Consider the following 23,516-nt stretch of genomic DNA (forward strand, 5'->3'; position numbering starts at 1 on the left):
ACTCAGGGGGGACTATAGATAAGATTGAATCTATCCCGGGATTTAGAACTAATTTATCCGTAGAGGAATTTAAGTCCATTTTAAAAAAGGTGGGAGCTGTGATAGCTGGGCAAACCGCTAACCTGGCCCCTGCCGATAAGAAGCTTTACGCGTTAAGGGATGTCACTGCAACCGTTGAGTCTATTCCTCTGATAGTTTCGAGCATACTTGGCAAGAAAATAGCTTCTGGAACAGATGTTTGGATATTTGATGTTAAAGTGGGAAAGGGAGCCTTTATGAAGGATCTGGAAGATGCTCGGGAATTGGCTCGGCTTTTAGTTTCCATTTCAAAGGGAATGGGTAAAAAAGCGGGAGCCCTTATAACGGATATGAATCAACCTCTTGGGCGAAAAGTAGGAAATGCAGTTGAGGTTGAGGAGGCTATAGATGCGCTGAAGGGAGAGGGGCCTGCTGATCTTGTAGAGGTGGTGCTTTCCTTGGGGGTAAGGCTAAGTTCTCTTGCGGGTAAACCTATTGCAAGGGAGGACCTTATAAGGAGATTTTCGGATGGATCTGCGCTTGAGAAGTTTAAAGAAATGATAGAAGCTCAGGGAGGCGATCCCAGGGTTCTTGAGAAGCCGAGTCTTTTAGGACGTGCCCCCAATAGGTTCGTACTTGAGGCGGAGAGAGATGGGGTTATAAGCTCTCTTGATGCTGAGCGCATAGGCATGGCTATCATGATATTAGGGGGCGGAAGAAAGAAAAAGGGAGATGATATAGATAGAGGAGTTGGTATAAATCTCCTTAAGAAGGAAGGAGATAGGGTGGAAAAAGGAGAACCAGTAGTGGAGGTTTTCTATAGATCCCAAGGATCTCTCGCTGAAGCGCTTAGGTTTCTTAAAGAAGCTTATAGAATAAGCGATTCTTATAAAAGGCGGAGCTTGATTTATGAGGAGCTGGTATAGGCCTTTTTTGGTGGGGGAAGAGAAGATCGTCTGGCTTTCTCAGGAATCCATAGCTTTATCCAATAGATATGGGTTTAGGGATGAAATAGATAAGTATGCTATTTTGTATCCTATAAGAATGCGAGGATATCCTATGAACGGGAGTGATGTTTTTAAGCTGTTTGAGAAGCATTCCTTCTTTCCTTCAATCGCGAGGCTTTCTTTTGCTTCCTTACGGGCAAGAAGCAGACTTTTTCTCGTTGGAGGAGCTTTAAGGGATCTTCTTCTTGTTGGAAAGATATGCAGGGAGCCTGATCTCCTCATAGAAGGAGATGTTGATTCCTTTCTGGAGTTTGCCTTAAAAGATGGCTACCATCTCAGAGAGAAAACGCCTTTTCTAACGCTCAAGCTTGAGGACGAAAATGGTTTTAAGTTTGATATATCTGTTTGTAGGAAGGAAAGCTATGATGCTCCTGGTGCTCTTCCGCGGGTTTTTCCAGCTAGCTTAAGCGAAGACCTATATAGAAGAGATTTTACAATGAACTCCATGGCGCTTACTTTAACTGATCCGGAAAAAGGGCTTTTATATGATCCATTCTTTGGATTCAATGATTTAAAGGAAAGGGTGTTAAGGATCATAAGACCCTTTGCCTTCCTGGAAGATCCTACGAGAATAATTCGTGGTATAAGATTGAAGGCTCGTTTTTCTCTTGTCTTTGATGAATTAACGCTCAAGGCGATGAGAATAGCCGTAGATAAAGGTGCATTAAGGTGGGTTGGATGGGTCAGGATCTGGAGGGAGCTTGAAGAGCTCTTTAAAGAGGACAAGGCGATAGATGGGATTCTGTTTATGGAGAATCTTGGTTGCTGGAAGAGTCTCGGTGTTAAATTTGGTGATTTCGAGAAGTTACTTTTAAGGAAGGTTGCCCTTCAGGGCTTTGAATCTGACATCGATCGTGTGGAGTTTTTCACACTTGTTATATTTGGTGCGAATCCGGATGGTTGCCCTGAAAGGTGGGCTAAGCTTTTTCAGCTTCCCAGAAGATTAAAAAAAAGTCTTCTGCTGGCTCCTCTCTGGCGGAGACTTAAAAAAATGAGCTTCAATGAAAGATACAGATTTCTGAGAGAAGCTGGGAAAAGCGTTGTAAAACTTTGGTCCCTTTGCCTTGAGGAAGATCTATTTCCTCTCTGGGAGAGTTATAATAAGGCAAGGCCCATTTTATCTGAGGATGAGATAGAGGCACTGGTTTCCGGTAAAGGGCCAGAATATGGTAGGATTAAAATGGAGATATTGAGGCTTCAACTTGAAGAGGGTATAAATGATAAGGACGAAATATTAAGAAGGTTGAAGGAGAGGAGTGTTTAGTTTTGCTGACATCTTTCTCAGATTTACTTTTAAGCTTTCCAGCAGTTTTAATAGCGCTAAGCTTTCATGAGTTTGCTCATGCTTGGGTGGCTGATAAGCTGGGGGACCCCACTCCAAGATATACGGGGCGTCTGACACTAAATCCACTCGCTCATCTTGATATTCTGGGAACCATAATGCTGCTGTTTTTTAGATTTGGGTGGGCTAAGCCCGTTATAGTAAATCCATCTAACTTCAGAAAGCCAAGCAGGGATATGGCTCTCGTCGCAATAGCTGGTCCTACCATGAATTTTATTCTTGCCTTTTTCTTCGCCCTTCCTTTCAGGTTTGGTCTTCATTTGGGCTGGGCTACTGAACGCTTTTTCTTTAACGCTCTTATAATAAACATTGCGCTTATGGTTTTCAATCTCATTCCGCTCCCTCCGCTTGATGGTTCCAGAATAATTGGCTTTTTCCTTCCCCCAAAGATAGAGCTCTATTATAGAAGAATAGAAAGATACGGTATGATAATATTGTTGGTTCTTATTTGGTTTGGTGTGGTTAGAAAAATTATGCTACCCTTGGTCTTCAGTATACTTTATTTTTTGATATGAGAGGTGCAAGAGGGTTTGAAAGCTCGTTTAAAGGCGAGGATTTACGGTTTAGTTCAGGGGGTCGGTTTCAGATATTTTGTAAAGAGAGAGGCAAGATCGCTGGGGATAACTGGATGGGTCAGAAATATGCCCGATGGAAGCGTGGAAGTTATTGCTGAGGGGGAGAAAAACGCTTTAAAGCTTCTTTTATCCTTGCTTCATAAGGGGCCCTCTTTTGCTATAGTCGATAGGGTTGACTACGTTTGGAAAGATTATACAGGCGAGTTCTCTGAGTTTGGAGTGAGATATTAAGCTTTTTTGAGGGAAGGAGGTTTTTTTAAAGGCTTGGCCATATTGCTCACCAACGATGATGGTATATATTCCGAGGGGTTATTAGCATTAGCAAGGGAGCTAAAGGATATTGATGATGTTATCGTTGTTGCTCCTGATGGAGAAAGGAGCTCGGTGGGACATGCCATAACTTTGCGAAGACCCCTTAGAATTCAGAGGGTTGATAGCTTAATAAGTGTGGATGATCGAGTGAAGCTCTATGCCTGTGATGGAACCCCCGTTGATTGCGTGGTTCTGGGGATTAGCGAAATCATGAGAGGGAAGGGGGTAAAAGCAGTTGTTTCAGGCATAAATAGGGGCTTGAATTTGGGGATAGATATTATCTATTCTGGAACGGTTGCTGCTGCTATGGAAGGAGCGCTTTTAGGGTTGACCGCTGTAGCGGTTTCCACAATTGCGGATGATCTTTCTGCCTTTAATACCGCTGCTCTTTTTATAAAGAAGTTTCTTCCTCGAATAATTAAAAGGGGACTTCCTGAGCATACCTTCTTGAACGTTAACGTTCCAAAGGAGCCCCGTGGTGTGAAATTCACAAAGCAGGGCTATAAGGTTTACTCAGGTAGAGTGGTTAACTACAGGGATCCATGGGGGAAGGAGTGTTTCTGGATAGGAGGAGATGTGGTAGAGAGACTCGAGGATAATAGCGATATATGGGCTGTTTCTCAGGGCTACATTTCTATAACTCCTCTACACGTTGATTTAACAAACCATGGATGTCTTAAAAAGCTTGAGGAGTGGTACTATGATAGAGATAGTTGAGCATACCGCAGATGTTGGGATAAAAATAAGGGCTGAGACGCTGGAAGACCTCTTTAAGGAAGCAGCCAAGGGCCTGTCAAGGCTTATGTTCTCCTTTAGGGGAAAGGAGCCTTTGATTACGGAGGAAGTGACCATTGAGATAGAGGCTGAGGATGTAGAAGAGCTACTCGTTACATGGCTTAATGAGCTTATCTACTTGTTCGAAAGTAGGGAGCTTGCTTTCATAGACTTTGAATTTATAGAATTCTCTCATGGTAGGCTCAAAGCGAAGGTAAAATGTGCGCAGATTTCACTCGAAAACGTTGCTTGCTATGTAAAAGCGGCAACATATCATGGTTTATTCGTTAAGAGAGAAAAAGATGGCTGGTATGAAGCCACAGTTATCTTCGATGTATAGGAGGTGTTCAAAGGTTGGAGTTTAAGGCTGATATCGGTGTATTCGGAGGCACGGGATTCTATGAGCTTATAGAGGGAAAACATGTTGAGGTCAAGATTGATACCCCTTATGGTCCTCCAAGCGATAAAATTGCTATAGGAGAAATCAGTGGTAAGAGGGTTGCCTTCTTGCCAAGGCATGGGAAAGATCATCATCTTCCTCCCCACATGATTCCATATCGTGCAAATCTATATGCGTTTAAGATGCTTGGGGTTAAGCGAATAATAGCGCCGTGTGCTGCTGGTAGCCTTCAAAGAAGAGTAAAGCCTGGGGATTTCGTCGTTTGCGATCAACTGGTAAACAGAACCTTTAGGAGGATAGATACTTTCTATGATGGTCCCACGGTTACTCATGTTAGCTTTGCTGATCCCTATTGCCCTGAGTTAAGAGAGGTAGCTATTGATGTCTTGAGGAAAGAGGGGGTACCTTTTCACGAGAAGGGAACGGTCGTAGTCATAGAGGGGCCGAGGTTTTCTACACGTGCTGAGAGTAAATGGTATACCCAGATGGGGTGGGAAGTTATAAACATGACGCAGTACCCAGAGGCTGTGTTGGCGAGGGAACTTGAGATGTGCTACGTTAACATATCTATAATAACCGATTACGATATAGGCTTTGAGGGAGAGGTTTCGCCAGTGACGGCTGAGGAAGTTATAAGGATATTCAGAGATAACATGGAGAAAGCAAAGCGGGTTATTCTCAAGATGATAGACAGAATACCTCTTGAGAGAAAGTGCAGTTGTGGTGAAGCTTTGAAAAATGCGAGAGTTTAAAGAAAGGACAAGATCGTTTGCGGAGCTTTTGGTGGAGAGAAAACCTGCTGTAGTTTTTACGGGAGCAGGAATGTCTACAGCTTCGGGAATACCCGACTTCAGGAGTAAGGATGGATTATGGAGCAAGGTTGATCCTTTTAAGGTGGCGTCAATCGAAGCTCTGAAAGAAGATCCAGCGGGCTTCTACAGGTTCTATAGGGAAAGGTTGTCTAAGCTGACTCAAGCTAACCCCAACGAGGGGCATAAGGTGTTGGGAAGACTTGAGAAAGCTGGTCTTATTCAAGCGGTTATTACACAGAATATAGATGGGCTTCATCAAAGAGGAGGTTCGAAAAAAGTAATAGAGCTTCACGGCAATATGAGAGAAGCGCACTGCATGAGATGTGGCAAAGCCATAACTTCTGACGAACTTTTGCGTATCTTGGAGAAGCAAGATATACCATATTGTGATTGCGGAGGAATATATAAAATAGATGTGGTACTGTTTGGCGAACCTCTGCCACATAATGCTATTTCTGAGGCAGCGAGCCTAACGCGAGGAGGACATCTATGGATAGTCCTTGGTTCTTCTCTCCAAGTTATGCCTGCGGCGGGCTTTCCATATGAGGCTTATCTTAACGGTAGTCCCTTAGTTATAGTAAACAGAGATCCAACATATCTTGATGGTAAGGCTGAAATAGTCTTTAGAGAAAATATAGTAGATGTATTGACCTCGTTGGAGGAGGAGCTTCGTGCGCAAGGTTATCTCCCGTAAGGAAGCCATATCGAAGCTTATCAAGGGAGTAAAGTTTTCCCCAGAGGTGAAAAGCGTTCTCGTTATAGATGCGCTTGGAAAGAGATCTGCTTCAAGTGTAAGCGCGCCTTGGGATCTACCGGTTTTTTCACGCTCAACGCGGGATGGGTATGCGGTCAACCATATAGATGTTAAAGGAGTTTCTGAGGGGATTCCCGCTTATCTTCGCCTTGTGGGAGAAGTTAAGGTTGGAGAGCTTCCTAAGGGGGTCTCGGTTTCTCTTGGTGAAGCGGTTAGGGTTTTTACTGGTTCTTACTTACCAGAGGGTGCTGATGCGGTGGTTATGGAAGAGTTCGTTGAGGAGTCTCAAGGAATGATAGAGGTCTATAAACCCGTTTCTTTTGGAGAAAACGTGCTTGCTCGGGGAGAAGATTGGAGGAGAGGAGAGCTTATTCTTCGAAAGGGTGAAAGGTTATCCCCGGGAAAACTGGGAGTTCTATCAGCATATGGCTTTAAGGAGATAAGTGTTTTTGATTTAAAAGTGGGTATAGTATCGACTGGGGATGAGCTTGTGAATCCCGGTGAAACCTTGCCGGAGGGGAAAATATACGATGTTAATTCTTATGTTCTCTTTGCGCTTCTTAAGGAGTGGGGTGCGACTCCTCGTCTTTACGGTATAGTTCCCGATGATATAAGCGAGTTAGAATGTATTCTTAAGAAGATTCTTGAGGAAAATGATGTCGCGGTTTTATCAGGTGGGAGCTCAATAGGGGTTAGAGATTACACTAAGGAGCTGTTTAGAAAGTTCAACGGGGAGCTCGTGGTTGATGGTTTAAACATATCCCCTGGAAAACCCACGTTAGCGGGTTGGATAATGGGAAAACCCGTTTTCGGTTTACCAGGACATCCCGTTTCAAGTGCGGTAGTAGCAAAGGTTTTTATGCTTCCCGCTCTTGAGGAATTCCTGGGATATAAAAGCGACTTCTTTCCCATTTTTGCGCCAATTTTAGGTAATTTGCCGTCTCAGATCGGTGTTGAAGAGTTTGTATGCGCTCGGTTCTCTCATGGAGGTATAGAACCTGTGTGGGGTAAATCGGGAGCCATTGGGAGGGTAGCTAAAGGTGGGTTTTTGATAAGGGTACCGGAGGAAGTAGAGGGGTATATTGAAGGAGAGGTGGTGGAAGTCTGGAGTATTTAAGAAAAATACTGCCGAAGGAAAAAGCTCTTGAAATCTGGCTTTCTGAGATAAAACCGTCTCCTATTGGGGAAGAGAGGATCTCTATACGGGAAAGCATGGGAAGGGTTTCCTCACGTCCCGTTTTCGCTACTATTTCATCTCCCCCCGTTAGGATCTCTGCCATGGATGGTTTCGCAGTAATTTCATCGCAGACCATTGGCGCCACAGAGGTTAACCCCATTTGTGTTGAAAGTTATGCTATTGTAAACACGGGGTTTCCTGTGCCTGAGGGATTCGATGCAGTTTTGCCTAAGGAGGAAGCCTTCTTTGAGGGTGAGAGGCTCAAGCTTCTCAGGAGCTTGAAGCCTGGTGAAAATGTGAGATATCCTGGTGAAAGCTTCTCGAAAGGGGAGCTACTTTTAGAATCCTGCAGAAAAATAGGTTTTCAGGAGGTTCAACTACTTGCTGCTTCAGGAATAAGCGAAATTTGGGTTTGGAAAAAGCCAAGAGTTCTGTTTATTCCTGTTGGAGATGAGCTTGCCAAAGTGGGAGAAGAGTTAAAAGATAAGCTTGCCTATGATAGCAATTCTTTCCTCGTGGAAAGCTTGATACGGTCTTGGGGAGGAAATCCTGAGATCAAGGATATATTGCCTGATGATTATGAAACCCTTTTTAAGGCTGTTAGAGAGGGGATTCGAGAAAGTGATATACTTATAATCGGAGCTGGTTCATCGAAGGGAGAAAGAGACTACACAAGAGGGGTTATATCTCAGCTTGGCAGGATTATAGTAGAAGGAATAGCCTCTAAACCTGGTAAGCCCCTCATACTTGGTGAGATAGAAGGAAAACCGGTCATTGGATTACCAGGTTATCCGGTGTCTGCATGGGTAGGACTCGAGTTTTTTGTCCGTCCCCTTTTATTTGCTTTCTTACGATGTGTTCCGGAGGAACCAGCGTGCCTTAAAGCGGTTCTTTCAAGGGGTTTAGCCTCTTCGCAGGGATCTGAAGAGATAGTCAGGGTGAGGGTCGGTAAGGTTTCGGGTCGATGGGTAGCGGTAAGTCTTCCAAGAGGCGCTGGAAATGTTTCTTCGCTTGGCAAAGCTGATGGTTATATATCCGTTCCTCGAGGAGTTATTGAGCTTGAGAGGGGAGCCAGTGTCGAGGTCTTTCTTCTAAGAAGCAAATTGGAACTTGAGAATACCTTGCTTTTCGTGGGTAGTCATGATCTACTGCTTGATATTTTGGCAGACGAGATTAAAAGACGCTTTCCAAGGTTCAGATTTGTCTCCGTTCATGTTGGGAGCATGGGTGGATTATTCGCTCTTAGAAATAGGGAGGCTCATATTTCAGGGACGCATCTTTTTGATGAGGGAACACAGGAGTATAACATTCCATTTATAAGGAGACATCTTTCTGGGGAAAAAGTTGAGGTCATAAGTTTCGTTTATAGAGAACAAGGACTGATCTTGCCCAAAGGTAACCCCAAGGGGATAAAGGGAATAGCGGATTTAGTAAGGGATGACATTCGGTTTGTGAATAGGCAGAGAGGGTCTGGGACAAGGGTTTTACTGGATTATCTTTTAAAGTGTGAGGGAATTTCACCTTCGGGCATAAGAGGATATGAGGACGAGGAGCTTACTCACCTTGGGGTTGCGATGCGGGTGGCTTCTGGGAATGCGGATGTAGGCATAGGGATATATTCAGCGGCGCGGGTAATGGACCTTGATTTTATCCCTCTATTCGAGGAAAAATATGATCTCATAACGCTTGAAGAGCACCTTGATCTACCTCAGATGAAGGCTCTATTCGAGGTTTTGGATGATCCCTCCTTCAGGGAAAGGGCTCTTTCCTTGGGAGGATATAAGTGGGGGAGATAGAGGTGACCGATGGATTTGGGAGAACGATAAATTATCTACGGGTTTCTGTGACGGATAGATGCAATTTACGGTGTAGGTATTGTATGCCTCCTGGGGGAATTGAACTTATTCCTCACGAGGAAATCCTGAGGTATGAGGAGATAGTTCGTATCTTAGGTAGCGCTATCTCCGTTGGACTTGGGAGAGTGAGGTTTACTGGTGGTGAGCCCCTCCTGAGAAAGGGGTTTATACCATTTCTGCGAAAGGTGAGGGAGCATTTCCCACGCTTGACAGTTTCCTTGACTACTAATGGCATTTTGTTATCCAGATTTGTGGAGGATCTTGTTTCTCTTGAGCTCGATTCTATAAACGTTAGCTTAGATACTCTTATCCCAGAGCGGTATAAATATATAACTCGCTTGGGGGATTTTAAGAGCGTCTGGAGTGGAATACTTCGTGCTCTCGACAAGGATTTGACCGTTAAGATTAATGTTGTTGCTATCAAAGGCTTCAATGATGATGAATTCGTTGATTTCGTGGAACTTACGAGAAATCTCAACGTTATAGTGAGGTTTATAGAGTTTATGCCGCTCGGTGGAGGGCTCTGGTGTGAGGGAAGCTTTATATCGATCGATGAAATCAAGAAGTCAATAGAGAGAAAGTATTCTATAACTCCCGCGAATCTGAAAATGGGAGGAGGTCCCGCTTCTTACTTTCGCTTGCCATGGGGGGGATTAGTGGGTTTTATCGGCGCAGTTAGTCATCATTTTTGCGATAAGTGCAATAGATTGAGACTAACTGCTGATGGTAGGCTTAAGACCTGCCTTTTTGGTGGTCCTGAGTTCGATATCAAGAAAGCCCTCAGAGAAGGAGCGTCTGAGGAGGATATAGCTTCTCTTATCAGGAGAGCTATACTGTCTAAACCAAGAGGTTGGTTTGTTCTTAAAGGTGAAGATAGGGAAATTATGTCCAGAATTGGGGGGTGATATCTACTTGACGGAAATGATAGATGTTTCCGAGAAGGGGTTGACCGAGCGGGAAGCGCTTGCTTATGGTAAGGTCATTCTCGGAGAGAAAGTTTATAAGTCTTTAGTTGAAGGAAGGCTTCCCAAGGGCGATCCTCGAGAAGTAGCGCGGGTAGCTGGGATACTTGGCGCTAAGAAGGTTCCCGATCTTATTCCCTTATGTCATCCTATAATTCTTGATCACGTTTCCGTGGAGTTTGAGCTCCTTCCAGATGAGTTTGCGATAGAAATTAAAGCGTCAGCAAAGGCTCGTGAGAGAACGGGTGTGGAGATGGAAGCGCTAACAGCAGTTGTAATTTCTGCCTTAACCATATATGACATGTGTAAGGGAGTGGATAAGGGAATAACCATAAAAGATGTGCATCTCTTGAGTAAGAGGGGTGGCAAGAGTGGTGAGTATCACAGAGAAGGGTAGAGTTTTATCTGTTAACGTTTCGCCATACCGTGGGGTAAAATATCCAGTTGCTGAGATAGAGCTTATCAAGGGATTTGGTGTTAAGGGAGATTATCACGCTGGTACGGAAAGACAGGTCAGTCTTTTTTCGATTGAGTATTTGAGAGAAAGTCCTATACCTCCATCGGAGCTTAGGGGATTTGTCGAGAACATCACAATTGATGGAATTTCGTCCGCTAAAGTCGGTGATATCTTTAAGGTAGGAAATGCAGTAATAAAAATTAAGTTTGTGGGGAAGGACAAAAAGCATTCTTCAGGCCGTCCCTATATGGTCAGTCGTTATGGCTGGTTTGGAGATGTATTAAGGGGAGGAATGGTTAGGGTGGGAGATGAGATACGCAAGCTTAGGTCTCTTAAGATAGGAGTTATAGTGGCAAGCGATAAGGCTTCTGCTGGAGAGAGAGAGGATCTAAGTGGAAAGGTAATAGAGGAAAAGATTATGGAGATAGGGGGAGAAGTGGGGTGCTATGCTATCGTTCCAGATGATATCGAACTTATAGTATCTAAGATTAAGGAATTCATTGAAAAAGATTGTGATATAGTATTTACAAGTGGAGGAACCGGTTGGAGTGAAAGAGATGTGACTCCTGAGGCTACTTTGAGAGTTATAGAAAGGTTTGTTCCAGGTTTATCTGAGATAATGAGGGTTGAGGGATTTAGGAAAACGCCATTTGCTATACTCTCGAGAGGAGTTGCAGGAATAGTCGGGAATACGCTTGTGGTCAACTTACCAGGTAGCCCTAAAGGGGTAAGCGAGAGCTTGGACATAATTATGCCGGCGCTATTACACGGTATAGGAGTTCTAAAGGGGTGGGAGAAAGAATGCGGAAAGAAAGCGTAAAAAAAAGGGAGGAGTGGAGAAGAAGGTTAAGGGAGAGGTTGAAGGCTTTTGGATATAGGCTAACCCCTCAGAGAATGCGCATACTTGAGACTATACTTGAAGCGGGTAGGGGAGAGCACTTAACCGCAAGGGAGCTATACGAACGGGTAAGAAAAAGGGATTCAAATATAGGTTTTGCGACAGTCTATAGGGCTCTTGAGCTTTTTACATCTCTTGGGCTTGTGAATGCTCTTAACTGGGGGGAAGGATACTATAGATATGAGCTCTCATCTGATAAGCCACAGTATCATTTAGTATGCATGAAGTGTGGAAGGGTTATGGATGGTGAAAGTCCTTCCTTAAATAGTCTTGCTAAGTCTATAGCTGATGAGAAGTCCTTTTCGGTAGTTAATCTTCAACTATATCTGCTGGGATACTGTGAAAGATGCAAGAAGGGGGAGGAAAAATAATAAAACCGGCTCTTTTAGCGGTTGATCTTGATGGAACTCTTCTTTCAAAAGATGGAGAGCTTGAGTCTCACGTTATATCTGAGTTTAAAAGGATATCAGGTCTCAACGTTAGGTTTATGCTAGCCACAGGGCGATTAACTGTGGCTGCACGCAGGTTTGCAGAGAGTCTGGGAAGCGACCTGCCGATAGTTGCATGTAATGGCGCTCTCGTTGAGGACCTTGATGGTAAGATTCTTTTTACCATTCCAATGCGCAAGGATGCTATAGTTGAGGTTATAAATGCTGTAAAGCTGATACCTGGCTTTTCTCTTCATTTTTTTACTCCGCGAGGAATACTGGCTCTTAAGATGTCTGAAGTGTTGCGCTTTTATATGGAGTATATAAAAGTGGGAGTTAATATCGTTAGGAGCTTAGATGAAATATTTAAGGAGCGAGATATAATAAAGCTTCTAATACTTTCAGAAACTCCTAAGCTTGTTGATAGATATCTTCCCTTCTTAAGGAGTTATTTAAACGGGAGGGTTTATATAACCAGATCTTTTCCCACATATGTAGAAGTCGTTGATCCTAAGGCAAACAAGGGTGTAGCTCTTGAAAGACTTTTGCCTTATCTTGGCTATAGGTTAGAAGATGTTATGGCTTTCGGAGATAGCGAAAATGATATCGAGGTTTTTAAAAGAGTTGGATTTTCAGTAGCTGTTGCCAATGCCGTTTCAGCCTTGAGAAGACATGCTGATTATATATCCCTTAGGTCTTTTGGAGATGGGGTGGTAGAAGCCTTGAGGTTATTCATAAAGTGATATGCAGTTTGTTATAATAACAGGTTTATCCGGTGCTGGAAAATCCTTGGCTTTAAGAAGCTTGGAGGATAGTGGCTATTTCTGCATTGATAATTTGCCTCCGGTCTTGATTCCCAAGCTTGTGGAGCTTTCGCTCCTTTCTCAAGGATTGGAAAGAGTTGCTTTGGTTATAGATATAAGAGGGAGAGAGTTTCTCGAGGATCTGAATTTTGGTCTTTCCTTTCTGAGAGAAAGAGGTATAAGGTTCAGGGTAATATTTCTTGAGGCGAGCGATGAGGCCATCATAAGGAGATTTGAAGAGACGAGGAGGCCCCATCCTCTTCAAAGGGGCACGGTTGGGCTCAGAGAAGCCATAGAAGAGGAAAGGATCCTTCTCGTTTCATTGAGGGAGATAGCGGACTTCGTTATAGATACCTCTAACATGTCTCCTCTTGCTCTTAGAAATACGATAAGAGGGATTATATCTAAAGGAAAACCCTCTTTTTCAATGCTTTTAATATCTATTTTCTCCTTCGGTTTTAAATACGGCTTACCTCTTGAATCTGATCTTGTGTTTGATCTAAGGTTTCTTCCAAATCCTTATTATTGTGAGGATTTGCGATCGCTAAATGGACTTGATGACAGGGTAAAGAGATTTGTTATGGAGAAGGAGATAACCCAAGTCTTTTTGAAAAAGCTATATGATATGTTAAGCTTCCTTCTTCCTAAATATATAAACGAGGGAAAAAGCTATATGAATTTAGCCTTTGGCTGTACCGGCGGAAAACACAGATCTGTGGTCATAGCTGAGGAAGTAGCTAAATATCTTTTAGAGGAAGGGTATTCGAATCTGAGAGTAATTCACAGGGATATAGATAGAGGATGAGAAGTTGGTTTTTACCAGGTTATGGTTTGAAAAGATGGATAGGAGTAATAATCTTGGGTAGCTTCGTATCTGGCTTATCCTTTGGGGTATGGAGAGAGAGGTTTCATTCTCTCATTCTTTTATCACTGGGCTTTTTCTTTATAGCGTTTGGGATTTACAAGCTTGTTTCCTCCATGGATCGCATTTTACGCAAGAAAGGTGCAACCCTAACCGACCTTTATGAAGATATGGAGAGAAGCCGTGGGCCCAAGGTTGTTGCCATGGGAGGAGGAACTGGATTATCAACCCTTCTTAAAGGTCTTAAGAAATATACCGCTAATATCACGGCTGTGGTTGCGGTAAGCGATGAGGGAGGATCCACCGGTAGAATAAGGAGAGATTGGGGAGGAGTTGCCATAGGCGATATAAGAAACTGTGTTCTTGCCCTTGCAGAGGAAGGAAACATCTGGGCTTCGATTTTAAGATATAGATTCAGCAGGGGAGAGCTTAAGGGACACTCGCTGGGCAATTTGCTCCTTTTGGCTTTATCGGAGATTGAGGGTGATTTCTTAAGGGCGATTAACAGGCTTCGAAGGATGATAGGTGTGGAGGCTAAAGTACTCCCAATTACATTAAGCGATATAAGGCTCAGAGCGGTATTCGAAGATGGCAGTCAGGTAGATGGTGAAGTGGAGCTATCGAAAGTTAGGAAAAGGATAAGAAAACTTGAGATAATTCCTTCTGGAGTTTCGCCTTTACCCGAGGTTCTGGAAGCTATAGAGCGGGCCGATCTTATAGTTATAGGGCCAGGTAGTCTTTATACAAGTGTTATACCAAATCTTCTATTTAAGGAGGTAGTCAATGCTCTCAGGAATAGCAGTGCCATTAAGGTTTATATATGTAATATAATGACTCAACCGGGGGAAACCGAGGGTTTCTCAACCTTGGATCATCTTAAGGAAGTGGAAAAGTATCTCGGAGAGGGGATAATAAACTATATGGTGGTTAATACCGGTGATATTTCGCAAGAGACGCTTGAGAGATACAAGGAGGATGGAGCCGAGCCCGTTAAGATTGATGTTATTCCCTCAAGGGAAAAACCGTTTATATTGAGGGGAGATTTTGTTTTCGAGAGAGGAGGAGTAGTCAGACATCATTCTCACAAGCTTGCAGAGGTTCTTATGAGCCTTTTGAAAAAGAGGTGAGAGGGGTGTCTCTTTATCTTTCCCTTAGGGAGGAGCTTCTTGAAAGATTAGCTACAACTGAGAAATCGGTGAAAGCAGAGCTTGCTGGCTTTCTATCTGCGAAAAGGTTGCCCTCTTTTAAGATAAGGGTGGATAGCTCATCGGCTGCGAGAAAGCTCTGCAGATATCTCGATTTTCTGGGAGAGAGGTATCTTCTTAGGTCGCTTGACGGAGGAGAGTATGAAGTTTCTCTCGAGAGATTTCCAGGTTTTGCTAAGGATCCGTTGGTGTACCTTGGTGATGAGCTGATTTGGGGGGATTTTTTGCGAGGATTATTTTGGGGATGTGGAAGTATGGTGAAGCCCTGGAAGGGTTATCATCTTGAGATAGGCGTGGCTTCTCTGGAGCTCGCTCTTGGTATTAAAGAAGCACTGAGCGATAGAGGTATAGGCGTCAGTATCAGGCAAAAAAATGGCAGATGTTATCTTCGCTTTAGGGACATATCGAGCATAAGAAGCGTTCTTAAAGCAATGGGGGCTGAGAGATCATTAAGGAGGCTTGAGAAGATAGGAGTGGTTAGGAAACTGAGAGAAAGAGCAAACAGGGAGGCAAATTGTGATATGGCGAATGCTGGAAGGATAGCAATGGCTTCTTTCAGAGATCGTATGCTTTTGAGCAAGCTTGGGGATAGAATCGATAAGCTTCCGGATAGATTGCGTGAGGTAGCAGAGCTTAGGATAAGATATCCTTCTCTAAGTTTGAGTGAGATAGGCTCTATGCTGAATCCACCGGCTTCCAAAATGAGCGTTTACAGAGCGTTAAACAGGATAAAAAGATATATTAAGGATTGGAGGGAGGGGGAAGATCTTGTTTTTCGGAAAAGCGAAGATTAACAGCTTTGAGAAGGGAATCTCGAGGGAGTGGGTTTTAACCGATGGTAAAGGAGGCTATGCCTCTCTTACCCTACTTGGGGTTCCTACAAGAAAGTCTCATGGCATATTTTCCTTAAATGGAAAATCCCTTCTAATTAAACTTGAGGAGCGTGTAAAAGTGGGCAAGAAGGAGTGTTTCCTCTCTACTAATAGGTATTCTGGGGTAGTTTACCCCGACGGGTATAGGTATATAATCAGCGTCGATTTTGATCCTCTGCCCACTTATGTTTTTTCGGTTAATGAAGCTCTTATAAGAAAGAGATTTCTGTTCCATGAGGACAGACTTTTTATAAATTATGAGCTAATATCTTCGATAGAACCGGTTCGTTTTGAGATATTTCCTCTCTTTCCGGGAACTTCTGAGATCTCTCCTTCTCAGCATCCCGTTGAAGCGGGAACCATGGTAGATGTCAGGGGAGAGAGGATTTTAATTAGAGCGAATTGCGGTGAGTATAAGCCACGTCCTCGCTGGTATGAAAACGTTGAATATATGGAGGAAGGGATTAAGGGAGCGTTTTGGACACCTGGTTTTTTTTCCTTCTCACTTGAAGAGGGAAAAGAAGCTACGATAGAGGTTTCAACAAGAGCTGCGTCCCTTGATGAAGACTTCCAAAGGCTTTGGGGGATGAAAAAGAGATTCTTTGTAATGCTTTCCGACTCACTGCCGAAGGGAGATGAGACGCTATCGCTCCTTATGTCAATTGGAAACACACTTTTGCTTGAGAAGGGAGATTATAAAACCATTCTCTCAGGATATTTTTCTCTAAAGGAAAGAGCAAGGGAAACGTTTATCTCTTTACCAGGGCTACTTCTTTCCACGGGAAGGATAGATGATGCGAGGCTCTGTCTTTTAAGATGGTTAGATTTCTTCAATGAGGGGGGAATCCCCTATGAAATAGAGGATGAAAATGGAATTTATAAGGGTGAAGAGCCGACACTTTGGTGTATTTACTCTTTGGGTAGATTCTTGGCGTATACAAATGATTTGAACTTTGTGAGAGGAGCTTTTGAGAAAATGGAGAGCTTCTTTAGCTATATGATGGAGAGTGGAAGGATCGATGAAGATGGTTTAATCGTTGAGGAAAATCCTGCTAACAACTGGATGGGGATCGAACTCAATGGTGAATACATCGTGGAGAGGAAAGGAAAGCTCGTTGAGCTAAACGCTCTTTGGTATAATGCGGTTTCTTTCCTTTCACGGCTTGGCGAGGCTTATAACATAAAGCATTCCTATGGAAAGATGGCTTCGCTTATCAGGGAAAGCTTTATGAAGACATTTTGGCTTGAGGATGAGGGGTATCTTAAAGATGCAGAAGAGAGCTCTGAGCTCAGACCTAATCAGATACTTGCGTTTTCTCTTCCCTTTACTCCTGTGCCTCGCAAGGAGGGAAGAAGAGCCCTTAATGTCATATGGAGACATCTTTATACGACTTATGGCTTGAGAACTCTTGCTCCACTCGAGAAAAAGTATAAGGGAAGGGAGGAAGGAGACGAGCTTCAGAGGCTTAAAGCTCGTTGGAGGGGAATGGCATGGCCTTGGCTATTAGGACATTTCTTCTCTGCACTGAGGAGATTTTATCCGGAAAAAGCTTATTGTCTACGAACGATGTGGATGCCCCTTTTAGCGCATCTTGAAGAAGGATGTATTGGAGGTGTTGCTGAAGTTTTTGATGGCAGTATGCCTTACAACCCTCATGGAGATATAATATACGCTCCAAGTCAGGGGGAAATTATAAGAAGTTTTGTCGAGGATGTAGAGGGATATACCCCGCCTTATGAAAGGGAGTGGTCTGAAGCTGTATAAAATTCCAGCATGGTATGGTGTCTTTCCTTGACTTCGTCCGAGACTTTTGCTATCTTTAAATTAGTAATTTGTATATTGCCCCAGTGGCGGAGTATGGGGAGAGCCACATCTCGGTAGTGGCTGAGGTGTGGCTCTTAATTTAAGCAAAGAGCCTAAACCCGTTGAGGGAGGTGTTGAATTGAGATGACGATTAAAATAGGAATCAACGGCTTTGGTAGAATAGGGAGGCTTGTTTTAAGGTCTGCTCTTAAAGATAGCAGGGGGGAAGGACTTGAATTTGTAGCAGTGAATGATCTCACGGATTCAAGAACTTTGGCTCATCTCTTTAAATACGATTCCGTTCATGGAATCTGGGAGGGAGACGTGAGCCATGATGAGGAAAACATATATGTAAATGGCAAAAAGATAAGAGTTTTTGCGAAGCCGGATCCTGCTGATATACCTTGGGAAGAATATGGGGTGGATATAGTTATAGAGTCCACGGGGAGGTTTAGAGAGGCTGAGCAGGCTTCTAAACACCTTCGGGGTACGGTTAAAAAGGTAATTATAACTGCTCCTGCAAAAGGAGAAGATATAACCATAGTTCTTGGCGTTAATGAGAAGGAGTATGATCCTGAGAAACACAGGATAATTTCTAATGCATCTTGTACCACTAATTGCTTAGCTCCTGTTGTTAAGGTGCTTCATGAGAACTTTGGTATAGTAAAAGGTTTAATGAGCACGGCTCACGCTTATACCAATGACCAGAGGATACTTGACTTGCCTCATAAGGATCTCCATAGGGCTCGTGCTGCTGCCATGTCCATAATTCCCACGACGACGGGGGCAGCTAAGGCTATAGGTAAGGTAATTCCGGAGCTCAAGGGAAAGTTAAATGGAATAGCTTTGAGGGTACCTGTAGCTAACGTTTCGATTATAGATTTCGTTGCTGAGCTTAAGAGAAACACGACCGTTGAGGAGGTTAACGAGGTTTTCAAGAAAGCTGCTGAGGGCGAACTTAAGGGTATCCTTGCTTATAATGATCTTCCTCTCGTTTCAAGAGATTTTAACGGAGATTCTCACTCTTCCATATTTGATGCGACTCAAACTATGGTTATAGATAACATGGTTAAGGTACTTTCATGGTATGATAATGAGTGGGGATACTCTTGCAGAGTGGTTGACCTCGCGAAGTATATAGCTGAAAGGCTCTAAGGAGGGGAGCGAGGTTGATAGCTAAGAAAACGGTAAAGGATATAGATCTTAGAGGGAAGAGGATTCTCGTTCGCGTTGATTTTAACGTTCCTTTAACGGAGAACAGGGAAGTCGCTGATGACTATAGGATAAGGGAAGCTTTACCTACCATAAGATATTTAATGGATGTTGGCGCTAAAAGCATGCTGGTTTCTCACCTTGGAAGGCCTAAAGGAAAAGTTGTAGACTCTCTTAGAATGGATCCAGTTGCTAAGCGTTTAAGTGAGCTTCTTGGACGGGAGGTAAAAAAGCTCAATGATTGCATAGGGGATGAGGTTGAAGCATTTGTTAAGGGAATGAAGGAAGGGGATGTTGTTCTTCTCGAAAACGTGCGCTTTCATCCCGAGGAGGAGAAAAACGATCCGGAGTTTGCCAGAAAGCTTGCTTCTCTCGCAGAAGTTTTTGTTAATGATGCCTTCGGTACCGCTCACAGAGCTCATGCTTCTACGCATGGCGTTGCCCAATATCTGCCAGCGGTTGCTGGTCTTCTTATGGATAAAGAAATAAGATTTCTCTCGAGCGTGAGGGATAATCCGAAGAAACCTTATATGATCATCTTGGGAGGGGCGAAGATAAGCGATAAAATAGCGATGATAAATAATCTTATAGATAAAGTCGATGCCTTTCTCGTTGGAGGAGGAATGGCGAATACTTTCTTAAAGGCCACTGGCGCGGAGATAGGTGGATCGCTATGCGAGGAAGACAAGCTTGATCTCGCTAAAGAGCTCTTGGATAAAGCTAAGGAAAAAGGCGTTGAGTTTGTGCTACCAGTGGATCTCAGGGTGGCTGAAACGCCGGAATCAGCTCACGTGGAGGTATGTTCTTCTAAGAAAGTCCCTGAAGGATATGCGGCGTTTGACATCGGTCCTGAGACGGTGGATCTCTTCAAGAAGAAGCTTGCAACTGCTAAGACGATATTCTGGAACGGTCCCGTGGGAATGTTTGAGAAAGAGCCGTTTGCGGAAGGAACAAATGAGCTGGCGCGTTTTATAGCTTCCCTTGAGGATATTATCTCCGTTGCAGGTGGAGGAGATACAGCTTCTGCTTTAAGAAAAGCCGGGGTTGCGGATAAGTTTACTCACGTTTCCACGGGAGGTGGCGCATCTCTCAAGTTTATGGAAGGAAAGAACTTGCCGGGAATAGAAGTTCTTGAGGATAAGTGAGGGAGGCGATGGTCTTGAGAAAACCACTTATAGCGGGCAATTGGAAAATGCATAAGACTAACGATGAGGCAGAGGCTTTGGCTAAGGAGATATTAAGCGCTTTAGGGGGAGTGAAAGAAATTGAGGTAGCTATTTGTCCTCCTTTTACGGCGCTCGAGAGAGTTGGAAGGATCATCGAGGGAAGCGAGATATCCCTCGGGGCTCAAAACATGTTTTGGGAGGAGGAAGGTGCGTTCACCGGGGAGGTATCTCCCAAAATGCTTGTTTCGCTAGAATGCAAATATGTTATTCTCGGTCACTCTGAGAGAAGAAAATACTTTAAAGAGAGCGACGATGAAATAAGGAAGAAGTTTTTAAAAGCGTTAGAATTTGATTTAATCCCTATATTATGCGTGGGTGAGAATCTCGAAGATAGAAAAGCTGGAAAAACGTGGGAGGTTGTAGATTCGCAGCTTACAGCTGTTCTTAAAGATGTGAAATTAGATGACAAAGAGATGGTGATAGCTTATGAACCAGTTTGGGCTATAGGAACGGGCGTTTCTGCGAAGGGAGAAGATGCTCTCGAAGTAATTTCTTCCATAAGAAAAAGAATTTCTGAGCTTTTAGGGGAAGATCATGCTTCCAAGACGAGGATACTGTATGGTGGTAGCGTCAAACCGGATAATATAATGGAATTCATGCAATATGAAGATATAGATGGAGCTTTAGTGGGGGGAGCCAGCTTGAAAGCTGATAGCTTCACTGGGATAGTTAAGAAGATTCTTTCTGAAAGAGAATGGAAGGCATAGCTTTTGGGCCAGTTCCGTCAAGGCGACTTGGTAAAAGCCTGGGCATAAATAACATACCGGTTAAGATATGTTCCTACTCTTGCACTTATTGTCAGGTTGGGAAAACGTTAAAGCTTGACATTGAGAGAAGAAGCTTTTACAGTATAGATCTTATTCTCAAGAGCGTTGAATCGAAGCTTGAAGTTCTCTCCTCAAGAGGGGAGAAGTTGGATTATATAACCTACGTTCCGGATGGAGAACCAACGCTTGATATCAATCTTGGAGAAGAAGTCAAAGCTCTCAAAAAATTTGGGGTTCCGATTGCCATAATCAGCAATGCTTCCTTAATCTGGAGAAGTGAGCTTCGGGAAGAGCTCTGTGAATTTGCCCTCGTTTCCTTAAAGATCGATGCCGTTACTCCGGAGCTTTGGCGATATGTTAATAGACCTCATCCTTCTCTCGATCTGGATAAGATTTTAGAGGGAATGCTCACTTTAAAAAAGGCTTTTCCCGGGAAACTCATCACTGAAACCATGCTTTTAGATGGTATCGATTATTCTCAGGAGGGTAAAAGGTTAGCGGATTTTCTGTCTGAGCTTGCTCCTGATACGGCTTATCTTGCCATTCCCACGAGGCCTCCGGCTGAGGCTGACGTAAAACCCGCTCGTGAGTGTGTATTAAACGCTGTGTTTCAGGAGATATCAGATCGTGGAGTTAATGTTGAGTATCTCATAGGCTATGAAGGTAGCGACTTTTCAGCTACTGGAGATCCTGAAAAGGATCTCTTAAGCATAATGAGCGTTCATCCTATGCGGGGGGACGCAGTTTATGAGCTTCTTAAAGAAGCTGGTGCTCCTTTAAGCTTGTTAGATAAGCTTTTAGAGGAAGGGAAAGTAGTCAGACTTACATATTCTGGAAACGAGTTTTTTATGAGAAAATTGCCAACTCGGGAATAGATCCTTTAAGAAGGGGCTTGACTTTAGGGAGAGGGCTTTGCTACAATCTCAGAGAGTTTAGGGTGCCGGGATGGCGGAACTGGAAGACGCATCGGACTTAAAATCCGATGGGCTAAATTAGCCCGTGCGGGTTCGATTCCCGCTCCCGGCACCAAACTCCTTTCCCCTTGAAACACAAGCAATCCCTCAATAACCGCTTTCTTAATTTAATTCCGTGAAATCTCCCCCAAAAAGAGGCTAATCCAATGGACAAAAAATTTCACAAAAATCCCGTAATTCCGTCTTTCGGTAAAATGAATCCAATTGACAAGGTAAAGAAAAAGACTTTTATTTTTTAGCTCCTTTTTTGATAACTTTTCCCTTGAAAGACAACAATAAAACGAATGCCAAGAGGAGCTAAAGAGAGGGGAGAGAGTTATAATGTTAAGTGTGACACTTTGATTCAGCCAATACGGAGGGGATTAGATTGAGAGGAGCGAATCTCTTCTCTAAAATGGCGGAACTTTATGAGATTGGAAAGCCGTTTGCTCAGGTTATTATAATCAGAGCACAAGGTTCTACTCCTCGCAAAACGGGAGCGAAAATGGTTATAACTGAGAATGAAACCTTTGGCTCTTTGGGAGGAGGGATCGTGGAAGCAGAGATAATTTCTGTTGCGAAGGAAGCTTTAAAGAAAGGGGAGTCTATTCTTTATCGTAGGACTCTGCGGGACGATCAAAAGGAGGATGGAATGATCTGCGGTGGAGAGATGGATGTTTGCATAGATGTAGTTAAGCCTAAAGCGAGGCTTCTTATCTTTGGGGGAGGATATGTTGGAAGAGAGGTAGCTAAGCTGGCTTTAAATCTTGGGTTTAATGTGCTGCTTTTCGATGATAGGGATTTGAGGGAAGATCTTCCTGATGGAATAAAGTTCGTTCAAAGAGACATGGTTGAGGCGGTTGATTCCATAGATTTTGGGGAGGAGGATTATGTTTTAATTACAACGCGCAGTCACCACCTTGATCAGAAAATTCTAAGCAAGGTTATCAAGTTCGATGTTCCGTATATAGGGATGGTCGCAAGCAAGAGGAAGTGGAGAACAATAAGAGATAATTTAATATCCGAGGGATTTTCTGAGGATGCCCTTAGCAAGGTTAGAGCTCCTGTTGGTTTGGAGATAGGAGCGGAGACACCAGAAGAGATAGCTGTTAGTATCTTGGCGGAGATTATAGCTTGTAGGAAAGGGGTTTTGAGCTTTGGAAAGAATCAGGGTTCTCGTTAGAGGCGGGGGAGATCTTGGAACTGCCATTTCTTACAGGCTTTTTAGGGGAGGGCTTTCAGTCTTTATAGCTGAAGTTGAAAAACCGACCGTTGAAAGGAGAAAGGCAAGTTTCGCAGAAGCCGTTTATGAGGGGGAATGGAGCGTTGAGGGGGTTAAGGCGGTTCGTTTTGAAAGATTGAAAGAGGCTTTTTCCCTAGAAAGGCAGGTAATTCCCATTTTTATCGATCCTGAGCTTAAGCTTCTTGGGGAGATATCACCCGAGATTCTTATTGACGCTCGCATGCTTAAGAAGGTTGAAGCTTACAGTTTGAAGGAAGCTTCCTTAATCATAGGACTCGGTCCGGGTTTTAGGGCAGGGGTTAACTGCCACTGCTTTGTTGAAACTTGCCCAGGTCCTCAGATGGGCAGGGTGTACTGGGAAGGCAAAGCAATTGAGGATACGAAAAAGGTTTTTGAAATAGCCGGTTTGAGTGAAGAAAGGGTGGTTAGGGCTCCCTGTGATGGAATTGTTAAAGAGATAATGTGCATAGGAGATAGGGTTAAGAAAGGAGATCTTATAGCTCGCGTTGATTCCATTCCGCTTTATGCTCCTATAGATGGCTATATATATGGTTTGCTTAAAACGGGGATTAGGGTTAAAGAGGGAAAGAAAGTTGTTGAGATTTTGCCGGTTGGGGAGGATCCAAGGTATATACACTCTATAGCTGATAGATCGATGATAATAGCAGGTGGGGTTATGGAGGCGGTAATGAGATATATCTTAAGCAAACTGTAAAAGCTTGCACTTAGCTGAAGGCTGTCGCTATGCCACCTTAGGTATAGCGGCAGTTTTTTTATTTTTGCTCATTGACAACTTG

General features: G+C 43.6%; 25 protein-coding genes and 1 tRNA gene. All 26 read left to right on the top strand.

Going from position 1 to position 23,516, the window contains the following annotated elements:
- A partial coding sequence (locus J7M13_04895; GenBank protein MCD6363320.1) for a thymidine phosphorylase occupies window positions 1–944 on the top strand: 944 nt, incomplete at its 5' end.
- The gene (locus J7M13_04900) at window positions 928–2,289 is read left to right on the top strand and encodes a CCA tRNA nucleotidyltransferase (GenBank protein MCD6363321.1); all 1,362 of its coding nucleotides are present in this window, start codon (window positions 928–930) and stop codon (window positions 2,287–2,289) included. The genes J7M13_04895 and J7M13_04900, both read left to right, overlap by 17 nt.
- Before the next feature lie 2 nt (window positions 2,290–2,291).
- On the top strand, window positions 2,292–2,882 hold the full coding sequence (locus tag J7M13_04905; protein MCD6363322.1) for a site-2 protease family protein: 591 nt from the start codon (window positions 2,292–2,294) through the stop codon (window positions 2,880–2,882).
- Between the two features lie 15 nt (window positions 2,883–2,897).
- Complete coding sequence (locus J7M13_04910; GenBank protein ID MCD6363323.1) at window positions 2,898–3,173, top strand: acylphosphatase; 276 nt, start codon at window positions 2,898–2,900, stop codon at window positions 3,171–3,173.
- 33 nt (window positions 3,174–3,206) lie between these two features.
- Window positions 3,207–3,971, top strand: coding sequence for a 5'/3'-nucleotidase SurE (gene surE, locus J7M13_04915; protein ID MCD6363324.1), 765 nt, complete (start codon window positions 3,207–3,209; stop codon window positions 3,969–3,971).
- Window positions 3,955–4,368 carry an archease gene (locus J7M13_04920; GenBank protein ID MCD6363325.1) on the top strand — a complete coding sequence of 138 codons (414 nt, stop codon included), beginning with the start codon at window positions 3,955–3,957 and terminating at the stop codon, window positions 4,366–4,368. Before surE ends, J7M13_04920 begins: the two co-directional genes overlap by 17 nt.
- A gap of 14 nt (window positions 4,369–4,382) precedes the next feature.
- Window positions 4,383–5,180, top strand: coding sequence for an S-methyl-5'-thioadenosine phosphorylase (locus J7M13_04925; protein MCD6363326.1), 798 nt, complete (start codon window positions 4,383–4,385; stop codon window positions 5,178–5,180).
- Entirely contained in the window at window positions 5,167–5,934 is a 768-nt protein-coding gene (locus J7M13_04930) for an NAD-dependent deacylase (protein MCD6363327.1), read from the top strand. The genes J7M13_04925 and J7M13_04930 overlap by 14 nt, the downstream gene beginning before the upstream one ends.
- Window positions 5,912–7,111 (top strand): molybdopterin molybdotransferase MoeA, encoded by a 1,200-nt coding sequence (locus tag J7M13_04935; protein ID MCD6363328.1) that lies wholly within the window; start codon window positions 5,912–5,914, stop codon window positions 7,109–7,111. Before J7M13_04930 ends, J7M13_04935 begins: the two co-directional genes overlap by 23 nt.
- Window positions 7,099–8,967 (top strand): molybdopterin biosynthesis protein, encoded by a 1,869-nt coding sequence (locus tag J7M13_04940; GenBank protein ID MCD6363329.1) that lies wholly within the window; start codon window positions 7,099–7,101, stop codon window positions 8,965–8,967. Before J7M13_04935 ends, J7M13_04940 begins: the two co-directional genes overlap by 13 nt.
- 2 nt (window positions 8,968–8,969) lie before the next feature.
- Window positions 8,970–9,932 (top strand): GTP 3',8-cyclase MoaA, encoded by a 963-nt coding sequence (gene moaA, locus J7M13_04945; GenBank protein MCD6363330.1) that lies wholly within the window; start codon window positions 8,970–8,972, stop codon window positions 9,930–9,932.
- A 16-nt stretch (window positions 9,933–9,948) separates the two neighbouring features.
- A complete protein-coding gene (moaC, locus tag J7M13_04950; protein MCD6363331.1) occupies window positions 9,949–10,386 on the top strand; it encodes a cyclic pyranopterin monophosphate synthase MoaC in 438 nt (145 codons plus the stop codon).
- Complete coding sequence (locus tag J7M13_04955) at window positions 10,352–11,266, top strand: molybdenum cofactor biosynthesis protein (GenBank protein ID MCD6363332.1); 915 nt, start codon at window positions 10,352–10,354, stop codon at window positions 11,264–11,266. Before moaC ends, J7M13_04955 begins: the two co-directional genes overlap by 35 nt.
- The gene (locus J7M13_04960) at window positions 11,248–11,715 is read left to right on the top strand and encodes a transcriptional repressor (protein MCD6363333.1); all 468 of its coding nucleotides are present in this window, start codon (window positions 11,248–11,250) and stop codon (window positions 11,713–11,715) included. The genes J7M13_04955 and J7M13_04960 overlap by 19 nt, the downstream gene beginning before the upstream one ends.
- Window positions 11,691–12,515, top strand: coding sequence for an HAD family hydrolase (locus J7M13_04965; protein ID MCD6363334.1), 825 nt, complete (start codon window positions 11,691–11,693; stop codon window positions 12,513–12,515). Before J7M13_04960 ends, J7M13_04965 begins: the two co-directional genes overlap by 25 nt.
- Window position 12,516: 1 nt before the next feature.
- Window positions 12,517–13,380, top strand: a complete 864-nt coding sequence (gene rapZ / locus J7M13_04970) for an RNase adapter RapZ (protein ID MCD6363335.1) — start codon at window positions 12,517–12,519, stop codon at window positions 13,378–13,380.
- The gene (gene yvcK / locus J7M13_04975) at window positions 13,377–14,564 is read left to right on the top strand and encodes a uridine diphosphate-N-acetylglucosamine-binding protein YvcK (protein ID MCD6363336.1); all 1,188 of its coding nucleotides are present in this window, start codon (window positions 13,377–13,379) and stop codon (window positions 14,562–14,564) included. The genes rapZ and yvcK overlap by 4 nt, the downstream gene beginning before the upstream one ends.
- Before the next feature lie 5 nt (window positions 14,565–14,569).
- Window positions 14,570–15,436 (top strand): DNA-binding protein WhiA, encoded by an 867-nt coding sequence (gene whiA, locus J7M13_04980; protein ID MCD6363337.1) that lies wholly within the window; start codon window positions 14,570–14,572, stop codon window positions 15,434–15,436.
- Window positions 15,411–17,279 (top strand): glycogen debranching enzyme family protein, encoded by a 1,869-nt coding sequence (locus tag J7M13_04985; GenBank protein MCD6363338.1) that lies wholly within the window; start codon window positions 15,411–15,413, stop codon window positions 17,277–17,279. Before whiA ends, J7M13_04985 begins: the two co-directional genes overlap by 26 nt.
- A 183-nt stretch (window positions 17,280–17,462) precedes the next feature.
- On the top strand, window positions 17,463–18,473 hold the full coding sequence (gap, locus tag J7M13_04990) for a type I glyceraldehyde-3-phosphate dehydrogenase (protein MCD6363339.1): 1,011 nt from the start codon (window positions 17,463–17,465) through the stop codon (window positions 18,471–18,473).
- A gap of 17 nt (window positions 18,474–18,490) precedes the next feature.
- The gene (locus J7M13_04995; GenBank protein MCD6363340.1) at window positions 18,491–19,675 is read left to right on the top strand and encodes a phosphoglycerate kinase; all 1,185 of its coding nucleotides are present in this window, start codon (window positions 18,491–18,493) and stop codon (window positions 19,673–19,675) included.
- Window positions 19,676–19,683: 8 nt separating this feature from the next.
- Window positions 19,684–20,463 (top strand): triose-phosphate isomerase, encoded by a 780-nt coding sequence (locus J7M13_05000; GenBank protein MCD6363341.1) that lies wholly within the window; start codon window positions 19,684–19,686, stop codon window positions 20,461–20,463.
- Entirely contained in the window at window positions 20,451–21,398 is a 948-nt protein-coding gene (locus J7M13_05005; GenBank protein ID MCD6363342.1) for a radical SAM protein, read from the top strand. The genes J7M13_05000 and J7M13_05005 overlap by 13 nt, the downstream gene beginning before the upstream one ends.
- A 64-nt stretch (window positions 21,399–21,462) precedes the next feature.
- Window positions 21,463–21,552, top strand: a tRNA-Leu gene (locus J7M13_05010).
- A 312-nt stretch (window positions 21,553–21,864) separates the two neighbouring features.
- Complete coding sequence (locus J7M13_05015) at window positions 21,865–22,659, top strand: XdhC family protein (protein ID MCD6363343.1); 795 nt, start codon at window positions 21,865–21,867, stop codon at window positions 22,657–22,659.
- Complete coding sequence (locus J7M13_05020; protein ID MCD6363344.1) at window positions 22,634–23,434, top strand: EF2563 family selenium-dependent molybdenum hydroxylase system protein; 801 nt, start codon at window positions 22,634–22,636, stop codon at window positions 23,432–23,434. Before J7M13_05015 ends, J7M13_05020 begins: the two co-directional genes overlap by 26 nt.
- The last annotated feature ends 82 nt before the right edge of the window (window positions 23,435–23,516 follow it).

Source organism: Synergistota bacterium (assembly GCA_021159885.1).
Lineage (GTDB): Bacteria > Synergistota > GBS-1 > GBS-1 > GBS-1 > AUK310.

Excerpts from the sequence above, each read along its gene's own strand:
- rapZ (MCD6363335.1), top strand. The coding sequence starts at position 12,517 with ATGCAGTTTGTTATAATAACAGGTTTATCCGGTGCTGGAAAATCCTTG.
- J7M13_04960 (MCD6363333.1), top strand. The coding sequence starts at position 11,248 with ATGCGGAAAGAAAGCGTAAAAAAAAGGGAGGAGTGGAGAAGAAGGTTA.
- J7M13_05005 (MCD6363342.1), top strand. The coding sequence starts at position 20,451 with ATGGAAGGCATAGCTTTTGGGCCAGTTCCGTCAAGGCGACTTGGTAAA.
- J7M13_04920 (MCD6363325.1), top strand. The coding sequence starts at position 3,955 with ATGATAGAGATAGTTGAGCATACCGCAGATGTTGGGATAAAAATAAGG.
- J7M13_05000 (MCD6363341.1), top strand. The coding sequence starts at position 19,684 with ATGGTCTTGAGAAAACCACTTATAGCGGGCAATTGGAAAATGCATAAG.
- J7M13_04930 (MCD6363327.1), top strand. The coding sequence starts at position 5,167 with ATGCGAGAGTTTAAAGAAAGGACAAGATCGTTTGCGGAGCTTTTGGTG.
- moaC (MCD6363331.1), top strand. The coding sequence starts at position 9,949 with ATGATAGATGTTTCCGAGAAGGGGTTGACCGAGCGGGAAGCGCTTGCT.
- gap (MCD6363339.1), top strand. The coding sequence starts at position 17,463 with ATGACGATTAAAATAGGAATCAACGGCTTTGGTAGAATAGGGAGGCTT.
- yvcK (MCD6363336.1), top strand. The coding sequence starts at position 13,377 with ATGAGAAGTTGGTTTTTACCAGGTTATGGTTTGAAAAGATGGATAGGA.
- J7M13_04900 (MCD6363321.1), top strand. The coding sequence starts at position 928 with ATGAGGAGCTGGTATAGGCCTTTTTTGGTGGGGGAAGAGAAGATCGTC.
- J7M13_04965 (MCD6363334.1), top strand. The coding sequence starts at position 11,691 with ATGCAAGAAGGGGGAGGAAAAATAATAAAACCGGCTCTTTTAGCGGTT.